This is a genomic window from Neisseria gonorrhoeae (assembly GCF_013030075.1).
Lineage (GTDB): Bacteria > Pseudomonadota > Gammaproteobacteria > Burkholderiales > Neisseriaceae > Neisseria > Neisseria gonorrhoeae.
The window spans coordinates 71,231-97,114 of record NZ_AP023069.1 but is presented as its reverse complement, the minus strand read 5'-3'; the positions used below and the strand labels follow the sequence as shown (position 1 = coordinate 97,114).

The 25,884-nt window shown below is 55.9% G+C and carries 18 protein-coding genes and 5 pseudogenes; 12 read left to right on the top strand and 11 right to left on the bottom strand.

The window, feature by feature from the left end; all coding sequences use genetic code 11:
• Positions 1-20 precede the first annotated feature (20 nt).
• The 7 genes and pseudogenes from HT085_RS00460 (at position 21) to HT085_RS00430 (ending at position 9,534) form a co-directional block, all read left to right on the top strand.
• Entirely contained in the window at positions 21-1,442 is a 1,422-nt protein-coding gene (locus HT085_RS00460) for a lipopolysaccharide biosynthesis protein (protein ID WP_003690563.1), read from the top strand.
• Positions 1,439-2,502, top strand: a pseudogene (locus HT085_RS00455) (glycosyltransferase family 4 protein). Before HT085_RS00460 ends, HT085_RS00455 begins: the two are co-directional and overlap by 4 nt.
• 13 nt (positions 2,503-2,515) lie before the next feature.
• Entirely contained in the window at positions 2,516-3,688 is a 1,173-nt protein-coding gene (locus tag HT085_RS00450) for a glycosyltransferase (RefSeq protein WP_003690558.1), read from the top strand.
• Complete coding sequence (locus tag HT085_RS00445; protein ID WP_003690556.1) at positions 3,681-4,922, top strand: NeuD/PglB/VioB family sugar acetyltransferase; 1,242 nt, start codon at positions 3,681-3,683, stop codon at positions 4,920-4,922. The genes HT085_RS00450 and HT085_RS00445 overlap by 8 nt, the downstream gene beginning before the upstream one ends.
• Before the next feature lie 130 nt (positions 4,923-5,052).
• Entirely contained in the window at positions 5,053-6,228 is a 1,176-nt protein-coding gene (locus HT085_RS00440) for a DegT/DnrJ/EryC1/StrS family aminotransferase (protein ID WP_010356641.1), read from the top strand.
• 47 nt (positions 6,229-6,275) lie between these two features.
• Positions 6,276-8,186, top strand: a complete 1,911-nt coding sequence (locus HT085_RS00435; protein ID WP_003690551.1) for a polysaccharide biosynthesis protein — start codon at positions 6,276-6,278, stop codon at positions 8,184-8,186.
• Positions 8,187-8,241: 55 nt separating this feature from the next.
• Entirely contained in the window at positions 8,242-9,534 is a 1,293-nt protein-coding gene (locus HT085_RS00430) for a valine--pyruvate transaminase (protein WP_010359743.1), read from the top strand.
• 51 nt (positions 9,535-9,585) lie between these two features.
• On the opposite strand, the gene HT085_RS00425 is transcribed toward HT085_RS00430, so the two are convergent.
• The 4 genes from HT085_RS00425 to HT085_RS11615 all read right to left on the bottom strand — a co-directional run bounded on the left by HT085_RS00425 (position 9,586) and on the right by HT085_RS11615 (position 11,379).
• A complete protein-coding gene (locus HT085_RS00425; protein WP_003687335.1) occupies positions 9,586-10,422 on the bottom strand; it encodes a PHP domain-containing protein in 837 nt (278 codons plus the stop codon).
• 294 nt (positions 10,423-10,716) lie between these two features.
• A complete protein-coding gene (locus tag HT085_RS00420) occupies positions 10,717-10,920 on the bottom strand; it encodes an oxidoreductase-like domain-containing protein (protein WP_003687334.1) in 204 nt (67 codons plus the stop codon).
• Positions 10,898-11,131: an RNA-binding S4 domain-containing protein gene (locus HT085_RS11620; protein WP_014580079.1), complete on the bottom strand. Its 234-nt coding sequence runs from the start codon at positions 11,129-11,131 to the stop codon at positions 10,898-10,900. Before HT085_RS11620 ends, HT085_RS00420 begins: the two co-directional genes overlap by 23 nt.
• 11 nt (positions 11,132-11,142) lie before the next feature.
• Positions 11,143-11,379: a hypothetical protein gene (locus tag HT085_RS11615; protein ID WP_003704548.1), complete on the bottom strand. Its 237-nt coding sequence runs from the start codon at positions 11,377-11,379 to the stop codon at positions 11,143-11,145.
• Positions 11,380-11,663: 284 nt separating this feature from the next.
• On the opposite strand from HT085_RS11615, the gene dnaE reads away from it, so the two are divergent.
• Both dnaE and HT085_RS11610 read left to right on the top strand, forming a co-directional pair.
• Positions 11,664-15,098 carry a DNA polymerase III subunit alpha gene (gene dnaE, locus HT085_RS00410; protein ID WP_003687327.1) on the top strand — a complete coding sequence of 1,145 codons (3,435 nt, stop codon included), beginning with the start codon at positions 11,664-11,666 and terminating at the stop codon, positions 15,096-15,098.
• 65 nt (positions 15,099-15,163) lie between these two features.
• Positions 15,164-15,394, top strand: a pseudogene (locus HT085_RS11610) (hypothetical protein); the annotation flags it as partial.
• 355 nt (positions 15,395-15,749) lie between these two features.
• Here HT085_RS11610 and HT085_RS00405 read toward each other — a convergent pair.
• The 3 genes and pseudogenes from HT085_RS00405 to HT085_RS00390 form a co-directional block, all read right to left on the bottom strand.
• Positions 15,750-16,681 (bottom strand): annotated as a pseudogene (locus HT085_RS00405) (alpha/beta hydrolase).
• Between the two features lie 69 nt (positions 16,682-16,750).
• Positions 16,751-17,294 (bottom strand): annotated as a pseudogene (locus HT085_RS00395) (TonB-dependent receptor domain-containing protein); the annotation flags it as partial.
• Positions 17,240-17,455 (bottom strand): hypothetical protein, encoded by a 216-nt coding sequence (locus HT085_RS00390; protein ID WP_020996764.1) that lies wholly within the window; start codon positions 17,453-17,455, stop codon positions 17,240-17,242. The gene HT085_RS00390 and the pseudogene HT085_RS00395, both read right to left, overlap by 55 nt.
• Before the next feature lie 159 nt (positions 17,456-17,614).
• Here HT085_RS00390 and HT085_RS00385 point away from each other — a divergent pair, with 159 nt between their 5' ends.
• Positions 17,615-18,274 (top strand): HAD-IA family hydrolase, encoded by a 660-nt coding sequence (locus tag HT085_RS00385; protein WP_003690541.1) that lies wholly within the window; start codon positions 17,615-17,617, stop codon positions 18,272-18,274.
• A 327-nt stretch (positions 18,275-18,601) separates the two neighbouring features.
• Here the strand turns inward: HT085_RS00385 and HT085_RS00380 are convergent.
• From HT085_RS00380 to lspA, 3 genes and pseudogenes are all read right to left on the bottom strand, one after another.
• Positions 18,602-18,931, bottom strand: a pseudogene (locus HT085_RS00380) (transposase); the annotation flags it as partial.
• Positions 18,932-19,041: 110 nt separating this feature from the next.
• Complete coding sequence (gene ispH / locus HT085_RS00375) at positions 19,042-20,010, bottom strand: 4-hydroxy-3-methylbut-2-enyl diphosphate reductase (protein WP_003687322.1); 969 nt, start codon at positions 20,008-20,010, stop codon at positions 19,042-19,044.
• Between the two features lie 29 nt (positions 20,011-20,039).
• Positions 20,040-20,534, bottom strand: a complete 495-nt coding sequence (gene lspA, locus HT085_RS00370) for a signal peptidase II (protein ID WP_003687321.1) — start codon at positions 20,532-20,534, stop codon at positions 20,040-20,042.
• Between the two features lie 1,397 nt (positions 20,535-21,931).
• Between lspA and HT085_RS00365 the strand changes: the two genes are divergently transcribed.
• Positions 21,932-22,627 (top strand): opacity family porin, encoded by a 696-nt coding sequence (locus tag HT085_RS00365; protein ID WP_244948132.1) that lies wholly within the window; start codon positions 21,932-21,934, stop codon positions 22,625-22,627.
• 13 nt (positions 22,628-22,640) lie between these two features.
• Positions 22,641-22,814 (top strand): hypothetical protein, encoded by a 174-nt coding sequence (locus tag HT085_RS00360; RefSeq protein WP_162488833.1) that lies wholly within the window; start codon positions 22,641-22,643, stop codon positions 22,812-22,814.
• 170 nt (positions 22,815-22,984) lie between these two features.
• Here HT085_RS00360 and ileS read toward each other — a convergent pair whose 3' ends face one another.
• Complete coding sequence (gene ileS, locus HT085_RS00355; RefSeq protein WP_003690531.1) at positions 22,985-25,774, bottom strand: isoleucine--tRNA ligase; 2,790 nt, start codon at positions 25,772-25,774, stop codon at positions 22,985-22,987.
• Positions 25,775-25,884: the final 110 nt, after the last annotated feature.

Sequence of the window (25,884 nt, the reverse complement as noted above, 5' to 3'; positions counted from 1 at the left end):
CCGCCGACCGGACATCAAAAATGGACACAAAAGAAATCCTCGGCTACGCGGCAGGCTCGATCGGCAGCGCGGTTTTAGCCGTCATCATCCTGCCGCTGCTGTCGTGGTATTTCCCCGCCGACGACATCGGGCGCATCGTGCTGATGCAGACGGCGGCGGGACTGACGGTGTCGGTATTGTGCCTCGGGCTGGATCAGGCATACGTCCGCGAATACTATGCCGCCGCCGACAAAGACACTTTGTTCAAAACCCTGTTCCTGCCGCCGCTGCTGTTTTCCGCCGCGATAGCCGCCCTGCTGCTTTCCCGCCCGTCCCTGCCGTCTGAAATCCTGTTTTCGCTCGACGATGCCGCCGCCGGCATCGGGCTGGTGCTGTTTGAACTGAGCTTCCTGCCCATCCGCTTTCTCTTACTGGTTTTGCGTATGGAAGGGCGCGCCCTTGCCTTTTCGTCCGCGCAACTCGTGCCCAAACTCGCCATTCTGCTGCTGTTGCCGCTGACGGTCGGGCTGCTGCACTTTCCGGCGAACACCGCCGTCCTGACCGCCGTTTACGCGCTGGCAAACCTTGCCGCCGCCGCCTTTTTGCTGTTTCAAAACCGATGCCGTCTGAAGGCCGTCCGGCGCGCGCCGTTTTCGCCCGCCGTCCTGCACCGGGGGCTGCGCTACGGCATACCGCTCGCACTGAGCAGCCTTGCCTATTGGGGGCTGGCATCCGCCGACCGTTTGTTCCTGAAAAAATATGCCGGCCTGGAACAGCTCGGCATTTATTCGATGGGTATTTCGTTCGGCGGGGCGGCATTATTGTTCCAAAGCATCTTTTCAACGGTTTGGACACCGTATATTTTCCGCGCAATCGAAAAAAACGCCCCGCCCACCCGCCTCTCGGCAACGGCAGAATCTGCCGCCGCCCTGCTTGCCGCCGCCCTCTGCCTGACCGGAATTTTCTCGCCCCTCGCCTCCCTCCTACTGCCGGAAAACTACGCCGCCGTCCGGTTTACCGTCGTATCGTGCATGTTGCCGCCGCTGTTTTACACGCTGACCGAAATCAGCGGCATCGGTTTGAACGTCGTCCGCAAAACGCGTCCGATCGCGCTTGCCACCTTGGGCGCGCTGGCGGCAAACCTGCTGCTGCTGGGGCTTGCCGTACCGTCCGGCGGCACGCGCGGCGCGGCGGTTGCCTGTGCCGCCTCATTCTGGTTGTTTTTTGTTTTCAAGACAGAAAGCTCCTGCCGCCTGTGGCAGCCGCTCAAACGCCTGCCGCTTTATATGCACACATTGTTCTGCCTGGCCTCCTCGGCGGCTTACACCTGCTTCGGCACGCCGGCAAACTACCCCCTGTTTGCCGGCGTATGGGCGGCATATCTGGCAGGCTGCATCCTGCGCCACCGGAAAAATTTGCACAAACTGTTTCATTATTTGAAAAAACAAGGTTTCCCATTATGAAAATCATCCTGACTACTTCTATGTCGGGTCTGGGCGGCACAGAAACCGCCACCGTCCGCCTCGGGCGGCTGCTCAAACGGCACGGGCACGACATCATCCTCGCCTCCTCGGACGGCCCTTTTGTCGGAGAGGCGCAAGCATCGGGCATCCGTTGGCAGCCGGTTGATTTTTACCGGGGCGGGCTTGCCGGCTACCTTAAAAGCACCTTTGCCTACGCCCGGATGCTGCGCCGCGAACAACCCGACATCATCGACTGCCAAATGGCGCGCGTCGTCCCGGCCTGCGCCCTTGCCGCCAAAATCGTTTCACCGAAAACCAAAATCATCTGCCACTCGCACGGTTTGGACGCGGCAACCTACCCCAAAACCGCCAAACTCTTCGACAAGCTGGGCGCGTACATCATCGGCAACTGCAAACACGAACGCGAAAAGCTCATCCGCCACGGCTTCCCCGCCGGCCGGATTGCCTACGCCTACAACACCCCCCGGAATTTCATTTCCGGAAAACCGAAAAAGAATGCGCCGTACTCGGCACACTTTCCCGTTTGGACACCGTCCGCGCCGTGCATCTGATGTTGGATATTTTGAAGAAAATGGTTGGCCGCAATATACCCGTACGCCTGAACATGGCGGGCATAGGAGAAGAAATGGACAACCTCAAAGCCCAAGCCAAACGTTTGGGTATTGAAGACAAAGTGACCTTCCTCGGCGGCGTCCGCGATTTGACCGGCTACTTCAAAGAAGTCGATATTTTAGTGAACACGCCGCATTGCGTAGGTGACCACGGCGCAGGTGTCGGCAACAATATTTTGGAAGCCGGCCTTTACGACACGCCTGTCGTGACCTACAACATGGCGGGCATTTCCGAAATGGTCATTACCGGCCAAACCGGCTACTGCATTCCTTTCGGCGATGACGAAGCGTTTATCGAAGCCGTCGATACACTCATCAAGCATCCAGAGTTGCGCAGCCAAATGGGCAAAGCCCTGCACAAACATGTCGAAACCTTATGCTCCGACGACGAAATCTACCGCACCACCATGGCTGCGTACGAAATGTAAGGCCGTCTGAAACATGAACATTACCATAGCCGCCCCCTACTGCTCGCTGCCGTCCGAACCGCATTTCAACCGCTTTTGGTATCTGGCAGAACTATTGTCGCAATCGCACGACGTGTTGCTGATTACCAGCAACTTCAAGCACTACGACAAATCTTTCAGACGGCCCGAAGATGCCGAGGCCGCCTCACAAGGCCGTCTGAAAGTCATACTGTTGGAAGAAAGCGGATATAGCAAAAACGTATCTTTGGGACGCGTGACCAGCCATCACCGCTTCGTCAAACATTTTGAAAAATGGTTGGAAAACTGCCGTCCGGGCGAACAAGACGTCGTCTATTCCGCCTATCCGCTGATTGCCACCAACCTGCTGTTGGGCAAACACAAAGCGCGTTTGGGCTACAAACTGATTGTCGATGTGCAGGACGTATGGCCGGAGTCTTTCTCCTCGGTCGTACCGTTTTTGAAAAAAGTACCGCACAAGCTGCTGCCCTTTGCTTCACGCGCCAACCGGGCCTACCGCTACGCCGACGCGCTGGTTGCCGTATCGCAGACTTATCTCGACCGCGCCAAAGAAACCAATCCGAACGTACCCGGCGAAGTCATCTATATTGGTGCTGACTTTCCCAAACTCGATGCCGCACCTGCCAAAGATTTTGGCGACGACAAAACCCGCTTTTTCTACTTGGGCACGCTCAGTTACAGCTATGACGTGGAAACCGTGTGCAAAGGCGTTCGGAAACTTTTGGACGACGGCGAAAATGTAGAGCTGCACATCATGGGCGGCGGCCCCGATTTGGACAGGCTCAAACAATATGCCTGCGACGGCATCAAGTTTTACGGCTACATTCCTTACGCCGAAATGATGTCGGTCGCCAAGGGCTGCGACATTGCCGTCAACGCCATCCACTCTTACGCCATGCAGTCGATTACCAACAAACTCTCCGACTATATGGCTTTGCAAAAACCGATTCTGAACAGCCAGGTCAACGACGAAGTTGCCGAAGTCCTTACCCTGCTGCCGCATGCGAACTACCGTTCCGGCGATGTGGACGGTTTCGTTCGAGCCGCCAAAGATATTTTGAAGCGCAAAAACGATCCTGTTCAGTCCGAAGAAATCGTCCGCCGCTTCAAGCGCGACATTTCCTATCGGAAAATCGTCAACCTGATTGAAAGATTAGCTGATGAATAAATTTTTCAAACGCCTCATCGACATTGTCGCCTCCGCATCGGGGCTGATTGCCCTGTCGCCCGTGTTTTTGGTTTTAATATACCTCATCCGCAAAAACTTAGGTTCGCCCGTCTTCTTCATTCGGGAACGCCCCGGAAAGGACGGAAAACCTTTTAAAATGGTCAAATTCCGTTCCATGCGCGACGCGCTTGATTCAGACGGCATTCCGCTGCCCGACAGCGAGCGGCTCACGCCCTTCGGCAAAAAACTGCGCACCGCCAGTTTGGACGAACTGCCTGAACTGTGGAACGTCCTCAAAGGCGAGATGAGCCTGGTCGGCCCCCGCCCGCTTTTGATGCAGTATCTGCCGCTTTACAACAAATTTCAAAACCGCCGCCACGAAATGAAACCGGGCATTACCGGCTGGGCGCAGGTCAACGGGCGCAACGCGCTTTCGTGGGACGAAAAGTTCTCCTGCGATGTTTGGTACACCGACAATTTCAGCTTTTGGCTGGATATGAAAATCCTGTTTCTGACAGTCAAAAAAGTCTTGATTAAAGAAGGCATTTCGGCGCAAGGGGAAGCCACCATGCCCCCTTTCGCGGGGAATCGCAAACTCGCCGTTATCGGCGCGGGCGGACACGGCAAAGTCGTTGCCGAGCTTGCCGCCGCACTCGGCACATACGGCGAAATCGTTTTTCTGGACGACCGCACCCAAGGCAGCGTCAACGGCTTCCCCGTCATCGGCACGACGCTGCTGCTTGAAAACAGTTTATCGCCCGAACAATTCGACATCACCGTCGCCGTCGGCAACAACCGCATCCGCCGCCAAATCACCGAAAAAGCCGCCGCGCTCGGCTTCAAACTGCCCGTTCTGATTCATCCCGACGCGACCGTCTCGCCTTCTGCAATAATCGGACAAGGCAGCGTCGTAATGGCGAAAGCCGTCGTACAGGCCGGCAGCGTATTGAAAGACGGCGTGATTGTGAACACTGCCGCCACCGTCGATCACGACTGCCTGCTTGACGCTTTCGTCCACATCAGCCCGGGCGCGCACCTGTCAGGCAACACGCGTATCGGCGAAGAAAGCCGGATAGGCACGGGCGCGTGCAGCCGCCAGCAGACAACCGTCGGCAGCGGGGTTACCGCCGGTGCAGGGGCGGTTATCGTATGCGACATCCCGGACGGCATGACCGTCGCGGGCAACCCGGCAAAGCCCCTTACGGGCAAAAACCCCAAGACCGGGACGGCATAAGCGATTAAAATAAACTTCCGTACAAACCGATTTTGACAACACCTGCGGCGCGCGCCCGATTCTTCGGAACACGCCCCCTTCAGACGGCATAGGGTCGGAAATGCCGTCCGAACCCGACGGACCAAACACCATGCTGAACACCGCCCTTTCCCCATGGCCGAGCTTCACCCGAGAAGAAGCCGATGCCGTTTCCAAAGTCCTGCTGTCCAACAAAGTCAACTACTGGACGGGCAGCGAATGCCGCGAATTTGAAAAAGAATTTGCCGCCTTTGCCGGCACGCGGTACGCCGTCGCCCTTTCCAACGGCACGCTTGCGCTCGATGCCGCACTCAAAGCAATCGGCATAGGCGCGGGCGACGATGTGATTGTTACCTCGCGCACCTTCCTCGCCTCCGCCTCCTGCATTGTGAACGCGGGCGCAAACCCCGTGTTTGCCGACGTGGATTTGAACAGCCAAAACATCAGCGCGGAAACCGTCAAAGCCGTGCTGACCCCGAATACCAAAGCCGTCATTGTCGTCCACCTTGCCGGTATGCCTGCCGAAATGGACGGCATCATGGCTTTGGCAAAAGAACATGATTTGTGGGTGATTGAAGACTGCGCCCAAGCGCACGGCGCGACCTACAAAGGCAAATCCGTCGGCTCTATCGGGCACGTCGGCGCGTGGTCGTTCTGTCAAGACAAAATCATCACCACCGGCGGCGAGGGCGGTATGGTTACGACCAACGACAAAACCCTGTGGGAAAAAATGTGGGCGTACAAAGACCACGGCAAAAGCTACGATGCCGTGTACCACCGCGAACACGCGCCCGGTTTCCGCTGGCTGCACGAAAGTTTCGGCACCAACTGGCGCATGATGGAAATGCAGGCTGTCATCGGCCGCATCCAGCTCAAACACCTGCCCGAATGGACGGCGCGCCGCCAAGAAAACGCCGCCAAGCTGGCAGAAAGTTTGCGCAAATTCAAAAGCATCCGCCTGATTGAAGTCGCCGGCTACATCGGACACGCGCAATACAAGTTCTACGCCTTCGTCAAACCCGAACACCTGAAAGACGACTGGACGCGCGACCGCATCGTCAGCGAACTGAACGCGCGCAACGTCCCCTGCTATCAAGGCGGCTGCTCCGAAGTGTATTTGGAAAAAGCCTTCGACAACACGCCGTGGCGGCCCAAAGAGCGGCTGAAAAACGCCGTCGAACTGGGCGGCACCGCCCTGACGTTCTTGGTGCACCCGACGCTGACCGACGACGAAATCGCGTTCTGCAAAAAACACATCGAAGCCGTCCTGACCGAAGCCGCACGATAACCCTTCAGACGGCATATGCCGCCTGAAAGCACATACCGCCCCACGATATGAATCTGGAAACCCTGATCGCCCTGCCGCGCAACATCAAGAAAATCTGTTTCCTCATACACGATTTTCTGATGATTTTCATTGCCTTTTGGTTCACCCAAAGCCTGAAGGCCGACTACTCGGACGAATGGTTCGATTTTGCCAACTGGCAGTCTTTTTTGCTGACTGCCTTGCTGACCATCACATTATTTATCCGAATGGGGCTTTACCGCGCCGTTACACGCTTTGTCAGTTTCCACGTCCTGACCACCGCCTTTGCCGGCAGCCTCGCCTCCGCCGTATTGTTCTTCCTCAACACATTGATTTTTGAAGAAAGGCTGCGCCTCGCCCTGCCGATTGTCTATTTCTTACTGCTGTTTGTTTCCGTGACCGGCTCGCGTATGGTTTTGCGCGGACTCCTGTCCGACCACCAGAAAAAAACACATGACCCCGTCATCATTTACGGCGCGGGGCGTTCGGGTCGGCAGCTCCTTGAAGCCGTCAAACAGATGCGCGAATATTCCGCCGCCGCCTTTGTGGACGACAACCCCAAGCTTTGGCACACCGTCATCTACGACCTTGCCGTTTACCAGCCCGATGCCATCGCCTTCCTCATCGAACGCTACGGCGTGGAAAAAATCCTGCTCGCCATTCCCAGCGCGACTCAGGAACAACGCCGCCGAATCATCAGCAAACTGAAAGCCTATCCGTGCGAAGTGTTGACCATTCCCGGAATGAAAGACCTGATGGACGGGAAAATCAGCATCGGCACGCTCAAAAAAATCTCTGTGTCCGACCTGCTCGGGCGCGATTCCGTCGCACCCGACGACCGCCTCATGAATGCCGACACCGAAGGCAAAACCGTCATGGTAACCGGCGCGGGCGGCTCCATCGGTTCGGAACTCTGCCGCCAGATTATCCGCCGCCGCCCCGAAAGGCTGCTGCTGTTCGAGCTGTCCGAATTCGCCCTGTACACCGTTGAAAAAGAATTGTGCGAATACTGCGCCCGAAACGGCATCGCCGCCGAAATCCTTCCCTTTTTGGGTTCGGTGCAAAACCGCACGCTGCTCACGCACATTATGACCGCCTTTTCCGTTGCGACCGTCTATCACGCCGCCGCCTACAAACACGTCCCTATGGTCGAGTTCAACACCGTCGAGGGCATACGCAACAACATCTTCGGCACACTCGAATGCGCGCTTGCCGCCACGGCTTCGGGCGTGGAAACCTTCGTCCTCATCTCCACCGACAAAGCCGTCCGCCCCGCCAACACGATGGGTGCGGGCAAACGCATGGCGGAACTCTGCCTTCAGGCACTCGCCGCCGAACCCGGACAAAAAACCCGCTTCAGCATGGTACGTTTCGGCAATGTTTTAGGCTCGTCCGGCTCCGTCGTCCCGCTGTTTGAAAAACAGATTGCCGAAGGCGGCCCCATCACCCTGACCCACCCCGACATCACGCGCTATTTCATGACCATACCCGAAGCGGCGCAACTGGTTATCCAAGCCGGCGCGATGGGCAGAGGCGGCGACGTGTTCGTCCTCGATATGGGCGAATCCGTCAGAATCACCGACCTTGCCCGCCAAATGATTACCTTAAGCGGACTCAAACCCAAAACGCCCGAACAGCCCGACGGCGACATCGAAATCCTCATTACCGGGCTGCGCCCCGGCGAAAAACTCTACGAAGAGTTGCTCATCGGCGACAACGTCCGCAAAACCGGCCATCCGCGCATCATGACCGCCGACGAGACCATGCTGCCGTGGCACGAACTCTCCGCCCTGCTCGACCGCATCCGCACCGCCTGCGACCGTTACGACCAGCAGGCAATCCGCGACCTGCTCGTCAACGCCCCGACCGGCTTTACCCCGACCGGCGGCATCTGCGACCTGCTTTGGGTATGCGAAACACACAGAAAAAATGCCGTCTGAACCTTCAGACGGCATACCGTACAAACCAATCTGCCTTACACACACTGAGTTTGACATGCAGTTCTCGGCATTCGGCGAAAAATTCACGCAACACAGCGGCATCCTGCAACTGATGGACGACCTCGGCGACGCGCTCAAAAGCGACAAGCCCGTCAATATGCTCGGCGGCGGCAACCCGGCGCGCATTCCCGAAATCGATCGGGCGTTCGCCGACATATTTTCCAAGCTGGCGGCGGAACACGCCGTCGAGAACATCGGCAACTACTCCAATCCCCAAGGCGATGCCGCGCTGATTGACGCGCTGACCGCCTTCCCCAACCGCGAATACGGCTGGAACCTGACCGTCGGCAATATCGCGCTGACCAACGGTTCGCAAAACGCGTTTTTCTATTTATTCAACCTCTTCGGCGGCAAATTCAAGCTTTCAGACGGCACATCCGCAGAAAAAGCCATTTTGTTGCCGCTCGCGCCCGAATACATCGGCTATGCCGACGTGCATGTCGAAGGGCGGCACTTCGTTTCCGTCAAACCCAAAATCGAAAACGTCGAACACGAAGGCGAAGCAGGCTTCTTCAAATACCGCGTGGACTTTGACGCACTGGAAAACCTGCCCGAACTCAAAGCGGGCAAAATCGGCGCGATTTGCTGTTCGCGCCCGACCAACCCGACCGGCAACGTGTTGACCGACGGCGAAATGGCGCGTTTGGACGCTTTGGCGCGTGAACACGGCATTCCGCCGATTATCGACAACGCCTACGGAATGCCGTTCCCCAACATTATTGACAGCGGCGTAACGCTGAATTGGCACGAAAACATCATCCTCTGCTTCAGCCTTTCCAAAGTCGGCCTGCCGGGCGTTCGCACCGGCATCATCGTCGCCGCGCCCGAAGCCGTCAAAGCCGTCAGCAGCCTGAACGCGATTGTGAACCTTGCCCCCACGCGCTTCGGCGCGGCCATCGCCGCCCCGCTGCTGGAAAGCGGCGAGATGAAACGGCTTGCCGACCAAGTCATCCGGCCGTTTTACCGCAATCAGGCGCAAACCGCCGTTTCGCTGCTCAAGCGCGAGCTGGGCGCGTACCCGATGAAAATCCACAAACCCGAAGGCGCGATTTTCCTGTGGCTCTGGTTTGAAAACCTGCCCGTTTCGTCGCAAACCCTGTACGAAATGCTCAAAGCCGAAGGTACGCTGATTATTCCGGGCGAACATTTCTTCGTCGGCATCGACACGCAAGACTACCCGCACGCGGGCGAGTGCATCCGTATGAGTATCGCACAGGACGCTCAAACGCTGGAAAAAGGCATCGCCGCCATCGGCAAAACCGTCCGAAAACCGTACGACAACGTTTAAAACGCAAAAAATGCCGTCTGAAGACCTTTCAGACGGCATTTTCATCCGCATTCAATGTCGGGAAAAATGCGCCCGCACCGGTTTGCAGTTTTCCGGAAGATCGGGACACGCGCCGAGGATGCCGCCGCTGAAGTCGTCTAAACGGTGGAAGTCGCTGCCCGCGCTTGCCAACAATCCGAAGCGGTCTGCCAAAAGCGCGTAGTTGAGGCGGTCGTTTTTGCAGCAGTTGCCGCTGTGGACTTCGATGCCCGCGCCGCCGAGGTTTTTAAATTCTTCAAACAGGTTGCGCTTGGCGGTTGCCGACAAATCATAACGCATCGGATGGGCAATCACCGCCATGCCGCCCGCGCCGTTGACGGCGGAGACGCAGTCTGCCAGCGTCGCCCATTCGTGGCGTACCGCGCAGGATTTGCCGTCGCCCAAGTATTTGGTGAACGCCTGCTGCTTGTTTTTGACGTGTCCGTTTTTGATGAGGAACTCGGCGACGTGGGTGCGGCTGACCATTTCTTTGTTTGCCGCCAGCGCCAGCGCGCCGTCGTATGCGCCGCCGATGCCTTTCTTTTCGAGCTTGGCGGCGATGGCTTCAAGACGTTTCAGACGGCCTTTGCGGACATCTGCCAACAGGTTTTGCAGGTTTTCGTCCTGCTCGTCGAAATCCAAACCGACAACGTGTATGGTACGCCCGCGCCACGTTACCGAAATTTCCACGCCGTTAATCAGGCGCAAACCGAGCCTGTCGGCTTCGGCACGCGCTTCGGAGATGCCGCCCGTGTGGTCGTGGTCGGTCAACGCCAGCAGCGTGCAGCCGTTTTGATGTGCGAGGCGGACGACTTCGGCGGGGGGGAGCATACCGTCGGAAACGGTGGAATGGCAGTGCAGGTCTATCATGGGGTGTTATGTGGTGGTGAATGAAGGACGGGATGTTTCAATGTTGTCGGACAGTGTGGCGGCGGCGGTCATTTTAAAAAACAGGTGTATGGCAAATGCAAAGGAAAAGCCGCTATGCCGTCATTCCCGCGCAGGCGAGAATCCAGACTTTGATTTATTGGAAATGTTTAAGGTTAACCGCTATTTCAAACTTCCGGATTCCTGCTTTCGAGGGAATGGCGATATGAACGTTTTCAATTTTAATCTACTATAAAAGACCGTCTGAAAACGTGGTTTTATCAAGCCCAACCGTTTTCAGACGGCATCGTCCGGCCAACCCGCTTCCTTCAGTTTTTTCCGTTGCGCATCGTAGCGTGCCTTGTCCGCCCAGTAAATCGTCTGAATGCACGCCTCGCCGCAGTCGCTGCCGCAGCATTCCCACGACTCGGGGCGGACGGGTTCGTCCAAAAGCGGCTCGCCCAAAAGGGCTTCGGCTTTATGCTTCAGGGTCGTATCCATCGGCGATTTCCAAGCGCGCGCCGTCAAACTCGATGGCTTCTCCGCCGCGTATTTTGGCCGTTTTGCGGATTTCGGTTCCGCCGTTGCGCAACACCAGCCCTTCGGCGATAAATGCTTTTGCCTGTCCGCCGCTTTCGGCAAGTCCGGCCAATTTCAAGAGGTCGCACAAGGCGATGTATTCGTTGTCTTCGAGATAGACGGTGGCTTCCATAATGTCCCCTTTTAGAAAGAGGGCGTTATTGTAGCACCTGCCGCCGCCGCACCCAAAATTGCCGCAAAACCGGCGATGTGTCCGCACTGCCTGTTCCGTAAAAATGCCGTCTGAAACCCCGTATGCCGCCATCCGTCCAAAGAAATCCTGCCCAACGGCAGGCTGCAAATCCTGTTCCCCGACGAATCCGCATTGACGCTGATGCACATCCTCAAACGCGGACTGCCCGATACACCGGCAATCGGCATCAAAACGAAATCAAAAACCTGTTTGAACGTAAAATCTATTTAACTGCTTGCCGTCCGTCCGAATAAGGTATATAGTTCCTTATAACTAGTTTGATAGTCCTTTATATCTATCAATACTCCTTGGGAAGCCTCCGCCACACGGCAGGAGGCATTTTTTTGCCGTCGTAAAAGCTCAAAAAACATTTGCAGGTCATGCCGTCTGAATCCGAAACGGCATTACCTGCACCGCCATCTAAAGACAACCCTGCTACAATACGCCTTTTATTGTCCACGCCGATTTTGCCATGACCGAGCCGACCTACATCCCCCTGCGCCTGCATACCGAATTCTCCATTACCGACGGTATGGTGCGGATTAAAAAACTGATTGCCAAAGCGCAAGAATACGGTTTGCCTGCTTTGGGCATCAGCGATTTGATGAACGAATTCGGTTTGGTGAAATTCTATAAAGCCTGCCGCGGCGCAGGGATTAAGCCCGTCGGCGCGGCGGACGTGTGGATAGGCAATCCGAATGCGCCCGACAAGCCGTTCCGCGCCATGCTGGTTATCCGCAACGATGCGGGTTATCTGCGCTTGAGCGAGCTTTTGACGGAGGCTTATGTCGGCCAAGACCGCAATATCCATCATGCGGAACTCAATCCCGAATGGCTGGAAAACGGCGACAACAGCGGCTTGATTTGTTTGAGCGGCGCGCATTACGGCGAAGTGGGCGTGAATCTGTTGAACGGCAATGAAGACGCGGCGCGTGCGGCGGCGTTGAAATATGCGGCATGGTTTCCCGATACGTTTTATTTAGAGCTGCAACGCCTGCCCGAACGCCCCGAATGGGAGGCTTGCGTTTCCGGCAGCGTGAAGCTGGCGGAGGAACTGGGTTTGCCGGTGGTAGCAACGCATCCGACACAGTTTATGAACCGCGACGATTTCAACGCGCACGAGGCGCGGGTGTGCATCGCGGGCGGCTGGGTGCTGACGGACAAGAAACGTCCGCGCGATTTCACGCCGAGCCAGTTTTTCATTCCGCCGGAAACGATGCTGGAGCGTTTCGCCGACTTGCCCGAAGCCTTGGAAAACACGGTGGAAATCGCCAAACGCTGCAACTTGCACATCACATTGGGCAAAAACTTCCTACCCCTTTTCCCCACGCCCGACGGTTTATCACTCGATGACTGTCTCATCAAACTTTCCAACGAGGGTTTGCAGGAACGCATGGTTCAGCTTTATCCCGACGAGGCGGAACGGGCGGCAAAAATGCCGGAATATCAGGAGCGGCTGGACTTTGAGCTGAACATCATCATCCAAATGAAATTCCCCGGCTATTTCCTTATCGTACAAGACTTTATCAACTGGGCGAAAACGCACGGCTGTCCGGTCGGGCCGGGACGCGGTTCGGGCGCGGGTTCGCTGGTGGCGTATTCGCTGAAGATTACCGACCTCGACCCGCTGAAATACGCGCTGCTGTTCGAGCGTTTCCTAAACCCCGAACGCGTTTCCATGCCCGACTTTGACGTGGACTTCTGTCAGGCAAACCGCGGCCGCGTGATTGAATACGTGCGCGAAAAATACGGCGCTCAGGCGGTCAGCCAGATTGTGACTTTCGGCACGATGTCGTCCAAAGCGGTCATCCGCGACGTGGGGCGTGTGCTGGAACTGCCGTTTATGCTGTGCGACAAACTGTCCAAGCTGATTCCGTTGGAAGCCAACAAACCCCTGAGTTTGGACGACGCGATGAAGGCGCAGCCGCAGATTCAGGAATTGCTTGAAGCGGAAGAAGCGGACGAACTGATTACGCTGGCGAAAAAACTGGAAGACCTGACGCGCGGTTTGGGTATGCACGCAGGCGGCGTGTTGATTGCGCCGGGCAAGATTTCCGATTACAGCCCCGTGTATCAGGCGGACGAATCCGCCTCGCCCGTATCCATGTACGACAAGGGCGACGTGGAAGACGTGGGTTTGGTGAAGTTCGACTTTTTGGGCCTGCGCAACCTGACCATTATCGAAATGGCGCAGAACAACATCAAAAACACCGCCGGCGATATCGTCGATGTCGGCAAGATTCCGCTTGACGACCAGACTGCCTACCAAATCTTCCGCGATGCGAACACCACCGCCGTCTTCCAGTTCGAGTCGACCGGCATGAAAAAAATGCTGAAAACGGCGCATACGACCAAGTTTGAAGAACTCATCGCCTTCGTATCGCTCTACCGACCCGGCCCGATGGACAACATTCCCGACTTCGTCGCACGCATGAAGGGACAGGAATTCCAATACATCCACCCGCTGCTGGAAGGCATCCTCGCGCCGACCTACGGCATTATGGTGTATCAGGAACAAGTGATGCAGGCGGCGCAGATTATCGGCGGCTACTCGCTCGGCGGCGCGGACCTGCTGCGCCGCGCCATGGGTAAGAAAAAGCCCGAAGAGATGGTGAAACACCGCGAAATCTTCGCCGAAGGTGCGGCAAAACAAGGCATTTCGCGCGAAAAATCCGACGAAATCTTCAACTACATGGAAAAATTCGCCGGCTACGGTTTCAACAAATCCCACGCCGCCGCCTACGCCCTGATTTCCTACCAGACCGCATGGCTCAAAGCCCACTATCCCGCCGAATTTATGGCGGCGACGATGTCGTCCGAATTGGACAACACCGACCAGCTCAAACATTTCTACGACGACTGCCGCGCCAACGGCATCGAGTTCCTGCCGCCCGACATTAACGAATCCGACTACCGCTTCACGCCGTATCCGAACATGAAAATCCGCTACGCACTCGGCGCGATTAAAGGCACGGGCGAAGCCGCCGTCGAATCCATCATCGCCGCGCGGCAAAGCGGCGGCAAATTTACCGGCCTGTTGGACTTCTGCGAGCGCGTCGGCAAAGAACACATGAACCGCCGCACCCTCGAAGCCCTGATACGCGGCGGCGCGTTCGACAGCATCGAACCCAACCGCGCCATGCTCTTGGCGAACATCGACCTTGCCATGGACAACGCCGACCAAAAAGCCGCCAACGCCAATCAGGGCGGGCTGTTTGACATGATGGAAGACGCCATCGAACCGGTGCGGCTCATCGACGCACCCATGTGGAGCGAATCGGAAAAACTCGCCGAAGAAAAAACCGTCATCGGCTTTTACCTGTCCGGCCACCCGTTCGGCCCGTATGCCCAAGAAGTCCGCCAAATCGCCCCGACCAAATTAGGCCGTCTGAAACCGCAAGACAGCGTGCGCCTCGCCGGATTCGTTACCGCCGTGCGCACCATGATGGGCAAACGCGGCAAAATCGCCTTCGTCAGCCTCGAAGATTCGAGCGGGCAGGCTGAAATCATGGTCGGCGGACAAACGCTGGAAAACTGCGCCGACTGCCTCAAAGCCGACCAAGTGCTGATTATCGAATCCAAAGTCAGCCGCGACGATTACGGCGGCGGCGACGGGCTGCGCATCATGGCAAACCAAGTCATGACCCTGCAAACGGCGCGCGAACGCTACGCCCGCAGCCTCAGCCTCGCCCTTGCCCCGCATCACGACATCGGCGGACTGGTACGGCTGCTCGCCGCCCACCAACTGCCCGACACGCCGCGCATCCCGCTTCAATTGTCGTATGCCAACGAAAAAGCGTCGGGCAGGCTTCAAGTGCCTCCGAAATGGACGGTTACACCGAGTTCCGCATTGTTCGGCGAACTGGAAACATTGCTCGGCAGCCGGTCGGTGCGCGTGAATTGGTAACCAAAAATACAAATGCCGTCTGAAGCCCAAAACCGGTTTCATTCGTACTTTATTCGAATGATTGAATAAAAGTAACTGCCAAGAAAAACGTATTTTTTGGTTATTTCGCCAGCCTAAATAAATCAACCGGGGCGATTGATATCCGTGTACATGACACAGACAGCGCCAAAGGGAAAAACGGCATTTTCAAAAGTATCGGTGTCAAAACCGCCCTTTCATTCCAAAAATACCAAATCGACGAACCGGGCAAAGAAATCAGACCGTGCCGCCTGAAAAAACGCCCGCCCGTCCGTTAAATTAATCTATCCCTGTTTCAGACGGCCTGAAACAGGGATTTTTATATCAAGATAAAATGAGAACGGGAGCGACAACCACGGGCAAAGTCGGCGCGAACTATCAAAAATTGTAGCACTGCGAAATGAGAACGGGAGCAATAACCCTTAGGTAGCTCTTGTTATAGCGGATTAACGAAAATCAGGACAAGGCGACGAAGCCGCAGACAGTACAAATAGTACGGAACCGATTCACTTGGTGCTTCAGCACCTTAGAGAATCGTTCTCTTTGAGCTAAGGCGGGGCAACGCCGTACCGGTTTTTGTTAATCCGCTATATTTTCCGATGCAAAACAAAGCAGTCATATATTTGATTCCCCCTACCGTTGCCACGCTTCCCTCAAATATTCGACGCAGTCGGTCAGCGAGTAAAACGGGACATTGCCGTGGTCGGCATTCGGATATTCCCGGAAAAATACGGCGGTCCCGCGCCTGTCCAACTCTGCCGCCATTTGTTCGGCCTGCCCTGCCATGTCGCGTTCTTCCCTGCGTTTGCAACCGCTGCTCCGCTCGAGTGCGCCGATGTTGAGGCAGGCATCGATGCCGTCCAGCCGGTTTTCAGACGGCATAAAGTCGAGTATCCGCCTGTTGTGCCACCAAATCGAGGGGGATACGAGCCAATGCCGTCTGAAACAGCGGTGGGAAAGCAGGGAATACAGTCCGAACAGTGCGCCGAACGAGTGTCCGAATACGGCGGTTTCATTACGGTTAAGGGTGTAGCGGCTTTCTAAAAAGGCGGTCAGTTCGCTGTCGATAAAGTCGGCGAAGCGGTCTGCCTGTCCGAACTGCCGCCGTTCGTCTGCTGTGGCGTTGTCTCCAAGCGGCGGCGTGTAGTCGGCGGCACGCTGCGCCAGGTCGCGCACACTGCCTGTCGTGTAGCCGATACCGACAATCAGGCAGGGGGCGTTGCTTCGGGTAACGGGGTTGTTCATCAGCGACTGCATGATGTTGTACAGCGCGGGAAAAAGGCTTCGCCGTCGAGGACAAAGAGGACGGGATAGCCTTCAGACTGCATTTCGCCGAGTGTTGCCGTCTGAATCCGATAGATTCGCCCCGTGCAGGTGGATTTGATTTCGGTTTCAAAGGCTTGGGGCAGTATGGCAGGTTGGAATGTGTCGGTCGGTATGGGTTTCATGATGTTCGGCTTGTGGGTCAGACTGGCGGCAAGCGGTAAAACCGAACCGGCAAAGCGGTCTGCCTGCCGGTTCGGTCTGTTTTCCTTCGCAATGCCATACTCCGGTTGTGAGCGCATAGGGTATGCCGCGCAGCTTGTTGTGGTTTGATTATGCTGCGGCTGCCGTTTCAGACGGCATATTGGTCTTTAAAAACTGTAACGCAGGTTTGCCGTCAGGCTGCGCTCCGAACCGGGAATGTTAAAGGTGTTCGTGCCGCCGACGCGGGCGTAGTAATGGCGGTTGAAGATGTTGTCGGCATTGATTTGCAGCTTCAGCTTGGGCGTGAAGCGGTATGCCGCCATCGCATCGAACGTGGCATAACCGCCTGCATGCATCCCTGCAGATGAAGTAATGCCGCTCATCGCGTTCACGCCGCCGCCGACGGTCAGCCCGGGCGTAACTTGGTAAGTCGTCCACAGGTTTGCGCTGTGTTTGGGCACCAGCAGGAAGATGCCGTCGTCGCGTGGATTGGCGGCGGTTTTGATTTGGCTGTGCAGATAGCTGTAACCTGCATGGATTTGCCATTTCGGTGTAATCGCACCGCTGATTTCGGTCTCAACGCCTTCCATCACGCGTTTGCCCAATGCGGCGTAACGGGTGTTGCGGTTGTTCGGGTTCGGCGGCGTTTTTGTCTTTCAGGCGGCAGGGGGAGACGCGGGTATTGAGGCGGTCATCCATATAGCTGCCTTTAACGAGCTGTAATCGCCGTTTTTCTCGGTGGCAATCGCGTTGTACGAACGCTGCCCTTTGATATGGACGGTTTCCAAATCCGCCGTTTGTGCGGCAAAAACCGGAGACGAGAGTGCTGCCAAAACCGTGGCGGCGGCCATATTGATGCGGAAAACTGACATAAACTGTCCCATCTGTATAAATGATAATGGTTCTATTTTAATAAAGCACAACGCGGCTTGTTCGGAAAAACATATCGCTCAGCCGACAAATTTTGTCGAAAATGCGACACGTCTGCGTTTTCCGCATAAAATCTGCTTTTTTACTGCAACCAACCTGCCATGACCCCGCCCAAACTCATCATCTTCGACTGGGACGGCACGCTTGCCGATACGACCCAGCCCATCATCGACACCATGCGCCGCAGCTTCGCCGAATGCGGTTTTCCGCCGCCCGAAGCGGAGCGCGTCCGCAGCCTGATCGGATACAGCCTGCCCGAAATCATCCGCGCCCTGCTCGAAATGCCTTCTGAAGCTGCCGTTGCCGACATCGCGCGCACTTATTCCGCGCATTACCTCAATCCCAACAACCGCAATATGACACTCTTTCCCGATGCCCTGCCCTGTCTGGACAAGCTCAAAGCGCAAGGCTTCCGGCTTGCCGTCGCCACGGGCAAAGGGCGGGCGGGTTTGGACAACGCCATCAGCCAAACCGCCACCGGCGGCTATTGGCTGGCCACCGCCTGCGCGGGGGAATACCCCTCCAAACCCTCGCCCGAAATGGTATTCGGACTCTGCGGCGAACTGGGACTCGACCCGAAAGAGGCATTGGTTGTCGGCGATACGGCGCACGACCTGCATATGGCGGCAAACGCAGGCGCGGCGGCAGTCGGCGTTGCCACCGGCGCACATTCGCGCGAACAGCTCCTTGGCGCACCGCATCTCGCCGTATTGGACGGTTTGTCCGAACTGCCCGGTTTTCTTGCACGACATTACGCCTGATTGGTTTCCGCATCCGGCACGCGGCAAAAATGCCGTCTGAAGCCTGTTCAGACGGCATGAGGCCTTTGCAAAAAAGCCCTTCCTTCGACATCCGAAACCCAAACACAGGTTTTCGGCTGTTTTCGCCCCAAATACCTCCTAATTTTACCCGAATATCCCCTTAATCCCCCCCCCGGATACCCGATAATCAGGCATCCGGGCCGCCTTTTAGGCGGCAGCGGGCGCACTTAGCCTGTTGGCGGCTTTCAACAGGTTCAAACACATCGCCTTCAGGTGGCTTTGCGCACCCACTTTGAGCAGCCCGAAATAGGCTGCCCGCGCATAGCGGAATTTACGGTAGCGGCATAAGGTGCTGCAACCGGGGATGCCCGGTTCGTCAAAACGGCAAAACAGGTTGAAACCGATGCGGGTGATGAGGCTGTGTTCGAGTTCGGGATCGGAGAGGCTGTGCCATTGTCCGGGCAGGACGGCTTTGAACATGGACGACAGGGGATGGGCGGGACGGCCGCGGCGGTCTCGGAGGTAACGGGTTTTTTGACGGATCAGGTATTGTTCGATCGGCTGCCAATCAATCACCTGGTCCAACTCCGATAGCGGGAAGCGGCCGATGTGTTTGGCAGTCATGGCTTGTGCGGTTTGCCGGAAGAAGGTGCTCATGGGAAATCCCCTAAATGCCTTGGTGGGAATTTAGGGGATTTTAGGGGAATTTTGCAAAGGTCTCGGCATTTGTGTTGCCCAAACATCCGATGCCTGCGTTAACGCCTGCGTCAACGTTTGCACAAATCGGGTTTGGTTTCGCCCTCGCGGCGCAGCTCCTTGGGCAGGACGAACACGATGCTTTCTTCCGCGCCCCCCCCTTCGCGCACGGTTTCATGCCCCCATCCGCGTATGGCTGCCAATACTTCCCGCACCAACACTTCGGGCGCGGACGCGCCTGCCGTTACGCCGACTTTGCTTTTGCCTTCAAACCACGTGCGTTGCAGGTAGGACGCGTTGTCCACCATATACGCATCGATTCCGCGCGATGCCGCCACTTCGCGCAGGCGGTTGCTGTTGGACGAATTGGGCGAACCGACCACAATCACGATGTCGCACTGTTCCGCCAGCTCTTTGACGGCGGTTTGCCGGTTGGTCGTCGCATAGCAGATGTCTTCCTTGTGCGGATTGCGGATATTGGGGAAACGCGCGTTCAGCGCGGCGATGATGTCTTTGGTTTCATCGACCGAGAGCGTGGTTTGGCTGACATAGGCGAGTTTGTCGGGGTTTCTGACTTCGAGTTTTGCCACATCTCCGACCGTTTCGACCAAAAGCATTTTGCCCGGTGCAAGCTGCCCCATCGTGCCTTCGACCTCGGCGTGCCCCTTATGCCCGATCATGATGATTTCACAGTTTTGGGCATCCAGTCGGGCGACTTCCTTATGCACTTTCGTCACCAGCGGGCAAGTCGCATCAAATACCCGGAAACCGCGCTCCGCCGCTTCCTGCTGCACCGCCTTCGATACGCCGTGTGCCGAATAAACCAGTGTCGCGCCCGGCGGCACTTCCGCCAAGTCTTCGATAAACACCGCGCCTTTTTCGCGCAGGTTGTCCACGACGAATTTGTTGTGGACGACTTCGTGGCGCACATAAACCGGCGCGCCGAATTCTTCCAAAGCACGTTCGACAATACTGATTGCCCGATCCACACCGGCGCAGAAGCCGCGCGGATTGGCAAGGATGATGGTTTTTCCGTTCATAAGTTTTGCATTCCGTGTTCAGACGGCATTCACGTTTTTTTGCTATCTTTGCGATGGACGATATTGTCAAGCACCGCCAACACCGCACCGACGCAGATAAAGCTGTCGGCAATATTAAAGGCGGGATAAAACCAATTTTGCCAATAAAACAATAAGAAATCGACGACATGACCGTGTATCAGGCGATCGATGACATTGCCCGACGCACCGCCGATAATCATTGCCGCCCCGATTTTGCCGAGGGCTGCAAACTCGTCGCGCAAGATGGCGCGTACCAAATACGCGCTCACCGCCACCGCCAGCACCAAAAAAAAGTATTTCTGCCAGCCGCCCTGATCGGCAAGGAAGCTGAATGCCGCGCCCGGGTTGTACACCAGCGTCAGATCGAAAAACGAAGGGATGACGTTGACGCGTTCCCGATACTGAAACGACGACAGCACCGCCCACTTCGACCACTGGTCCAGCACGATGGCGGCAAGTGCCAATACCCAATAGCGCGTTTTACTTGAAACAGATGAAGACATATTTTTCAACAGCCGGATAAAAGAGTGCCATTCTACCCGAAAACCCCCTTTCCTGTACCCGAAACGGCAAATGCCGTAATCTTGAAACCCGTCATTCCCGCGCAGGCGGGAATCCGGACCTGTCCGCACGGAAACTTATCGGATAAAACGGTTGCCCAAACCCCGCGTCCTAGATTCCCACTTTCGCGGGAATGACGGTTCGGTTGCGTAGGGCCGGGTGGTCGAAAAGGCGGATTCGATGGATTCGATGAAAACGGTAGACATGTTGGATTGATGGAAATGGCGGGCCGAAGCACACCCTACGGCCCGCCGGATTTCCGCCTGCGCGGGAATGACGGGGTTTCAGGTTGCTGTTTCAGGTTTCTGTTTTTAAGTTTCTGTTTCGGTTTGCTATTTTATAGAAATGACGAAATTTTAGATTGCAAGAACTTATCCCCTCCGCCGTCATTCCCACGGAAGTGGGAATCTAGAAATAAAAAGCAGCAGGAATTTATCGGAAATAACTGAAACCGAACGGACCGGATTCCCGCCTGCGCGGGAATGACGAATCCATCCGCACGGAAACCTGCACCACGTCATTCCTACGAACCTACATCCCGTCATTCCCACGAAAGTGGGAATGACGGCGGAAGGGTTTTGGTTTTTTCCGATAAATTCTTGAGGCATTGAAATTCCAGATTCCCGCCTGCATGGGAATGACGATTCATAAGTTTCCCGAAATTCCAACATAACCGAAACCTGACAGTAACCGTAGCAACCGAACCGTCATTCCCGCGAAAGCGGGAATCCAGAATCCCGGACTTTCAGATAATCTTTGAATATTGCTGTTGTTCTAAGGTCCGGATTCCCGCCTGCGCGGGAATGACGAATCCATCCGTACGGAAACCTGCACCACGTCATTCCCACAAAAGTGGGAATCCAGGACGTAAAATCTCAAGAAACCTTTTTTCCCGATAAGTTTCCGCACCGACCGGCCTAGATTCCCGCCCGCGCGGGAATGACGGCTGCAGATGCCCGACGGTCTTTATAGCGGATTAACAAAAATCAGGACAAGGCGGCGGGCCGCAGGCAGTACAAATGGTACGGAACCGATCCGCCCGGTGCTTCATCACCTTAGGGAACCGTTCCCTTTGAGCCGGGGCGGGGCAACCCGTACCGGTTTTTGTTCATCCGCCATATTGTGTTGAAACACCGCCCGGAACCCGATATAATCCGCCTTTCAACATCAGTGAAAATCTTTTTTTAACCGGTCAAACCGAATAAGGAGCCGAAAATGAATCCAGCCCGCAAAAAACCTTCTCTTCTCTTCTCTTCTCTTCTCTTCTCTTCTCTTCTCTTCTCTTCTCTTCCCTTCCGCAGCGCAGGCGGCAAGTGAAGGCAATGGCCGCGGCCCGTATGTGCAGGCGGATTTAGCCTACGCCGCCGAACGCATTACCCACGATTATCCGGAACCAACCGGTACAAAAAAAGGCACAATAAGCACGGTAAGCGATTATTTCAGAAACATCCGTACGCATTCCGTCCACCCCAGGGTGTCGGTCGGCTACGACTTCGGCGGCTGGAGGATAGCGGCAGATTACGCCCGTTACAGAAAATGGAACAACAATAAATATTCCGTCAACACAAAACTGGTGAAAATAGGAGGTGATGAAAGGCTTCGCAACGAGCAAACCTTGAAGACGGAACATCAGGAAAACGGTACGTTCCACGCCGTTTCTTCTCTCGGCTTGTCAACCATTTACGATTTCGATACCGGTTCCCGCTTCAAACCCTATATCGGCATGCGCGTCGCCTACGGACACGTCAGACATCAGGTTCGTTCGGTTCAACAAGAAACCGTTGCTGTTACCACTTACCCAAAGGAACAGGGTGTTAAGCCAAGTGTTACCACAAATGCTCCGATCCGCAAACTTCCCCATCACGAAAGCCGCAGCATCAGCAGCTTGGGCTTCGGCGCAGTGGCGGGCGTGGGCATAGACGTCGCGCCCGGCCTGACCTTGGACGCCGGCTACCGCTACCACTATTGGGGACGCCTGGAAAACACCCGCTTCAAAACCCACGAAGCCTCATTGGGCGTGCGCTACCGCTTCTGATTCCCCGACACCGATGCCGTCTGAACCTTCAGACGGCATTTTTAATCGCCCGCCGTTTACAGGCGCGGGGCAGGTGCGGGGAAATACCCGTACCGCCATTGCCGACAACACCGCAATCTCGAAACCCGTCATTCCCGCGCAGGCGGAAATCCGGACCCCTGACGCGGCGGGAATCTATCGGAAATAACTGAAACCCCGCGTCCTAGATTCCCACTTCCGTGGGAATGACGGTTCGGTTGCGTTCCGACAATACCGTAATCTTAAAACCCCTCCGCCATTATGAAGACAAATCGCGGCACAAAAAATGCCGTCTGAAATACTGTTTGGCGGTTTCAGACGGCATTTGCTCAAACTTTATCAGGCGTAATGGCGCGTTTCGCCTTCTCCGCCGACATTCTCCGCACAGCGTTTGCAGACGGTTTCATAGCCTGCAACCGCGCCCACATCGCGGGTGTAGTGCCAGCAGCGTTCGCATTTTTCGCCGTCGCCGGCTTTGGCGGCAACGGCAAGTTCATCACCGACTTTCACTTCTGCTTTAGACACCAGCAGGGCAAAGCGCAATTCTTCGCCCAAAGCATTCAGATAGCCGGCCATTTCTTCCGGCGCGGTGATTTCGGCTTCCGCCTGCAAGGACGAACCGACGGTTTTGTCGGCGCGCAAAGGCTCGATGGCGGCGGTTACTGCTTCGCGCGCTTCGCGGATTGCCGTCCATTTTTTCACCAGTTCGGCTTCGGCTTTTTCGTTGATGGCCGGGAACTCGTGCCAAGTATGGAAGAGGACGCTGTCTTCTTCGCCGCCGCCGATGATGTCCCACGCTTCTTCGCCGGTGAAGCACAAAATCGGTGCAATCAAGAGAACCAGGCTGCGCGTGATGTGGTACAGGGCGGTTTGCGCGCTGCGGCGGGCGCGGCTGTCGGCTTTGGTGGTGTAGAGGCGGTCTTTCAGGATGTCGAGGTAGAACGCGCCCAAGTCTTCCGAGCAAAAAGAAACAATGTCTTTCACGGCGAAGTGGAAGGCATAGCGCGGATAGTAACCGCCTGCCAAACGCTCTTGCAGCCGCCGCGCCAATACCAAGGCGTAGCGGTCGATTTCCACCATATCCGCCTGTTGCACGGCATCTTCAATCGGGTTGAAATCGCTCAAGTTGGCAAACAGGAAGCTCAAGGTATTGCGGATACGGCGGTAGCTTTCGGTTACGCGTTTGAGGATTTCTTTGGAAATCGCCAATTCGCCGCTGTAATCGGTGGATGCCGCCCACAGGCGCAGGATGTCCGCGCCGAACTCGTTATAGACTTCCTGCGGCGCGACGACGTTGCCGATGGATTTCGACATTTTGCGGCCGTTTTGGTCAACCACGAAACCGTGGGTCAGCAGCTGTTTATACGGTGCGCGTCCCATGGATGAGGCGCAACCGGTCAGCATAGAGGATTGGAACCAGCCGCGGTGTTGGTCGCTGCCTTCGAGGTACAAGTCAGCCGGCCATTCCAATTCTTCGCGTTGTTTTACAACGGAATAATGCGTCGAGCCTGAGTCGAACCATACGTCCATGGTATCGGGGAGTTTGTCGTAATGTTCGCAATCTTCGGCGCTTAATAATTCGCTTTTATCGAGGGAGAACCAAGCCTCGATGCCTTTTTCTTCGATGCGTTGCGCGACTTTTTCCAAAAGTTCGGCAGAGTTCGGATGCAGCTCGCCCGTTTCTTTGTGAACAAAGAAAGTCATCGGCGTGCCCCAATAGCGTTGGCGTGAAACCACCCAGTCAGGACGGCCTTCAATCATGGATTCCAAACGCGCACGACCCCATGGCGGGAAGAATTCGGTGTCGTCCACGGCTTTGATGGCTTTGTCGCGCAGGGTTTTACCGTCGCTGCCGGCTTTGTCCATGCCGACAAACCACTGACCTGTCGCTCGGTAAATCAGCGGGGTTTTGTGGCGCCAGCAGTGGGCGTAGCTGTGTTCGATTTTGCTGCTTGCCAAGAGGTTGCCGGTTTCTTCCGGCCATTGCAGGATGACGGGATTCGCCTCCCAAACGCTCATGCCTGCGACACGAGGCGTTTCGCTTATGTATTTGCCTTCGGCGTTGACAGGGTTGTAAAGCTCGATGCCGTATTTATTGCAGACGGCGTAGTCTTCCAAACCGTGCGCAGGCGCAGTATGCACCAAGCCGGTACCGGCATCGGTGGTAACGTGTTCGCCGTTGAGCATGGGAATATCGCGTTCGAGGAACGGATGATTCATGTGCAGGTTTTCCAGCTTGTCGCCGGTGGTTTCGGCAAGGATGGCGATGCCGTCTGAAAAGCCGTAGCGTTTCAAAGCGCCTTCCGCCAAATCTTTCGCCAGCACCAATTTGCCTTTGGGCGTATCGATTAATTGATACACCACGTCCGCGCCGGCAGACACGGCCTGGCTCGCAGGCAGAGTCCAAGGCGTGGTCGTCCAAATGACGGCAAACGCTTTGCCTTCGATACCTGCCAAGCCGAATGCGGCGGCAAGCGCGACGGTGTCTTTAAACGGATAGGCAACATCAATCGCAGGCGATACTTTGTCTTTGTATTCCACTTCCGCTTCCGCCAGCGAAGAGCCGCAATCCAAGCAAAACTGAACCGGTTTCGCGCCCCGGTAGAGATAGCCGGATTTGTAGATTTCGCCGAGCATACGCACGGTATCGGCTTCGGTTTTGAAATCCATGGTCAAGTAAGGATTGTCCCAGTCGCCCAACACGCCCAAGCGGATAAAGTCTTTTTTCTGACGGGCAATCTGTTCGGCGGCATATTCGCGGCACAATTCGCGGAAACGGGCTTTAGGCATATCTTTGCCGTGCAGTTTTTCCACCATCACTTCGATGGGCAGGCCGTGGCAGTCCCAACCCGGTACATAAGGCGCGTCAAAACCGGCTTGGGTTTTGCTGCGGATAATAATGTCTTTAAGAATTTTATTGACGGCATGACCGATATGGATGTCGCCGTTGGCATACGGCGGGCCGTCGTGCAGGATGAATTTCGGACGGCCTTTGGCGATTTCGCGCAGTTTTTGGTAACGTTTTTGCTCGTACCAGCTTTTCAGCCACGCAGGTTCGCACTTGGCAAGATTGCCGCGCATCGGAAACGGGCTTTCGAGCAGGTTGACGGTTTTACTGTAATCGGTCATTTTTTAATCTCTATTGTTACAATATTTCGGTTTCAGACGGCATTGCGCCTCAAACAGTATTTCACAACGGGAAACCCCTGTGCCGTCCGAACAGTTAAAAGGCTGATTGT

What these genes read in the sequence shown, in the direction of transcription:
- HT085_RS00430 (WP_010359743.1), top strand. Translation starts at nt 8,242, where the DNA reads ATGCAGTTCTCGGCATTCGGCGAAAAATTCACGCAACACAGCGGCATC.
- HT085_RS00460 (WP_003690563.1), top strand. Translation starts at nt 21, where the DNA reads ATGGACACAAAAGAAATCCTCGGCTACGCGGCAGGCTCGATCGGCAGC.
- HT085_RS11620 (WP_014580079.1), bottom strand. Translation starts at nt 11,131, where the DNA reads ATGGAAGCCACCGTCTATCTCGAAGACAACGAATACATCGCCTTGTGC.
- HT085_RS00360 (WP_162488833.1), top strand. Translation starts at nt 22,641, where the DNA reads ATGCCGTCTGAACCTTCAGACGGCATTTTTAATCGCCCGCCGTTTACA.
- HT085_RS00435 (WP_003690551.1), top strand. Translation starts at nt 6,276, where the DNA reads ATGAATCTGGAAACCCTGATCGCCCTGCCGCGCAACATCAAGAAAATC.
- lspA (WP_003687321.1), bottom strand. Translation starts at nt 20,534, where the DNA reads ATGTCTTCATCTGTTTCAAGTAAAACGCGCTATTGGGTATTGGCACTT.
- HT085_RS00385 (WP_003690541.1), top strand. Translation starts at nt 17,615, where the DNA reads ATGACCCCGCCCAAACTCATCATCTTCGACTGGGACGGCACGCTTGCC.
- HT085_RS00390 (WP_020996764.1), bottom strand. Translation starts at nt 17,455, where the DNA reads ATGTCAGTTTTCCGCATCAATATGGCCGCCGCCACGGTTTTGGCAGCA.
- ispH (WP_003687322.1), bottom strand. Translation starts at nt 20,010, where the DNA reads ATGAACGGAAAAACCATCATCCTTGCCAATCCGCGCGGCTTCTGCGCC.
- ileS (WP_003690531.1), bottom strand. Translation starts at nt 25,774, where the DNA reads ATGACCGATTACAGTAAAACCGTCAACCTGCTCGAAAGCCCGTTTCCG.
- HT085_RS00450 (WP_003690558.1), top strand. Translation starts at nt 2,516, where the DNA reads ATGAACATTACCATAGCCGCCCCCTACTGCTCGCTGCCGTCCGAACCG.
- HT085_RS00425 (WP_003687335.1), bottom strand. Translation starts at nt 10,422, where the DNA reads ATGATAGACCTGCACTGCCATTCCACCGTTTCCGACGGTATGCTCCCC.
- HT085_RS00445 (WP_003690556.1), top strand. Translation starts at nt 3,681, where the DNA reads ATGAATAAATTTTTCAAACGCCTCATCGACATTGTCGCCTCCGCATCG.
- dnaE (WP_003687327.1), top strand. Translation starts at nt 11,664, where the DNA reads ATGACCGAGCCGACCTACATCCCCCTGCGCCTGCATACCGAATTCTCC.
- HT085_RS00440 (WP_010356641.1), top strand. Translation starts at nt 5,053, where the DNA reads ATGCTGAACACCGCCCTTTCCCCATGGCCGAGCTTCACCCGAGAAGAA.
- HT085_RS00420 (WP_003687334.1), bottom strand. Translation starts at nt 10,920, where the DNA reads ATGGATACGACCCTGAAGCATAAAGCCGAAGCCCTTTTGGGCGAGCCG.
- HT085_RS11615 (WP_003704548.1), bottom strand. Translation starts at nt 11,379, where the DNA reads ATGCCGATTGCCGGTGTATCGGGCAGTCCGCGTTTGAGGATGTGCATC.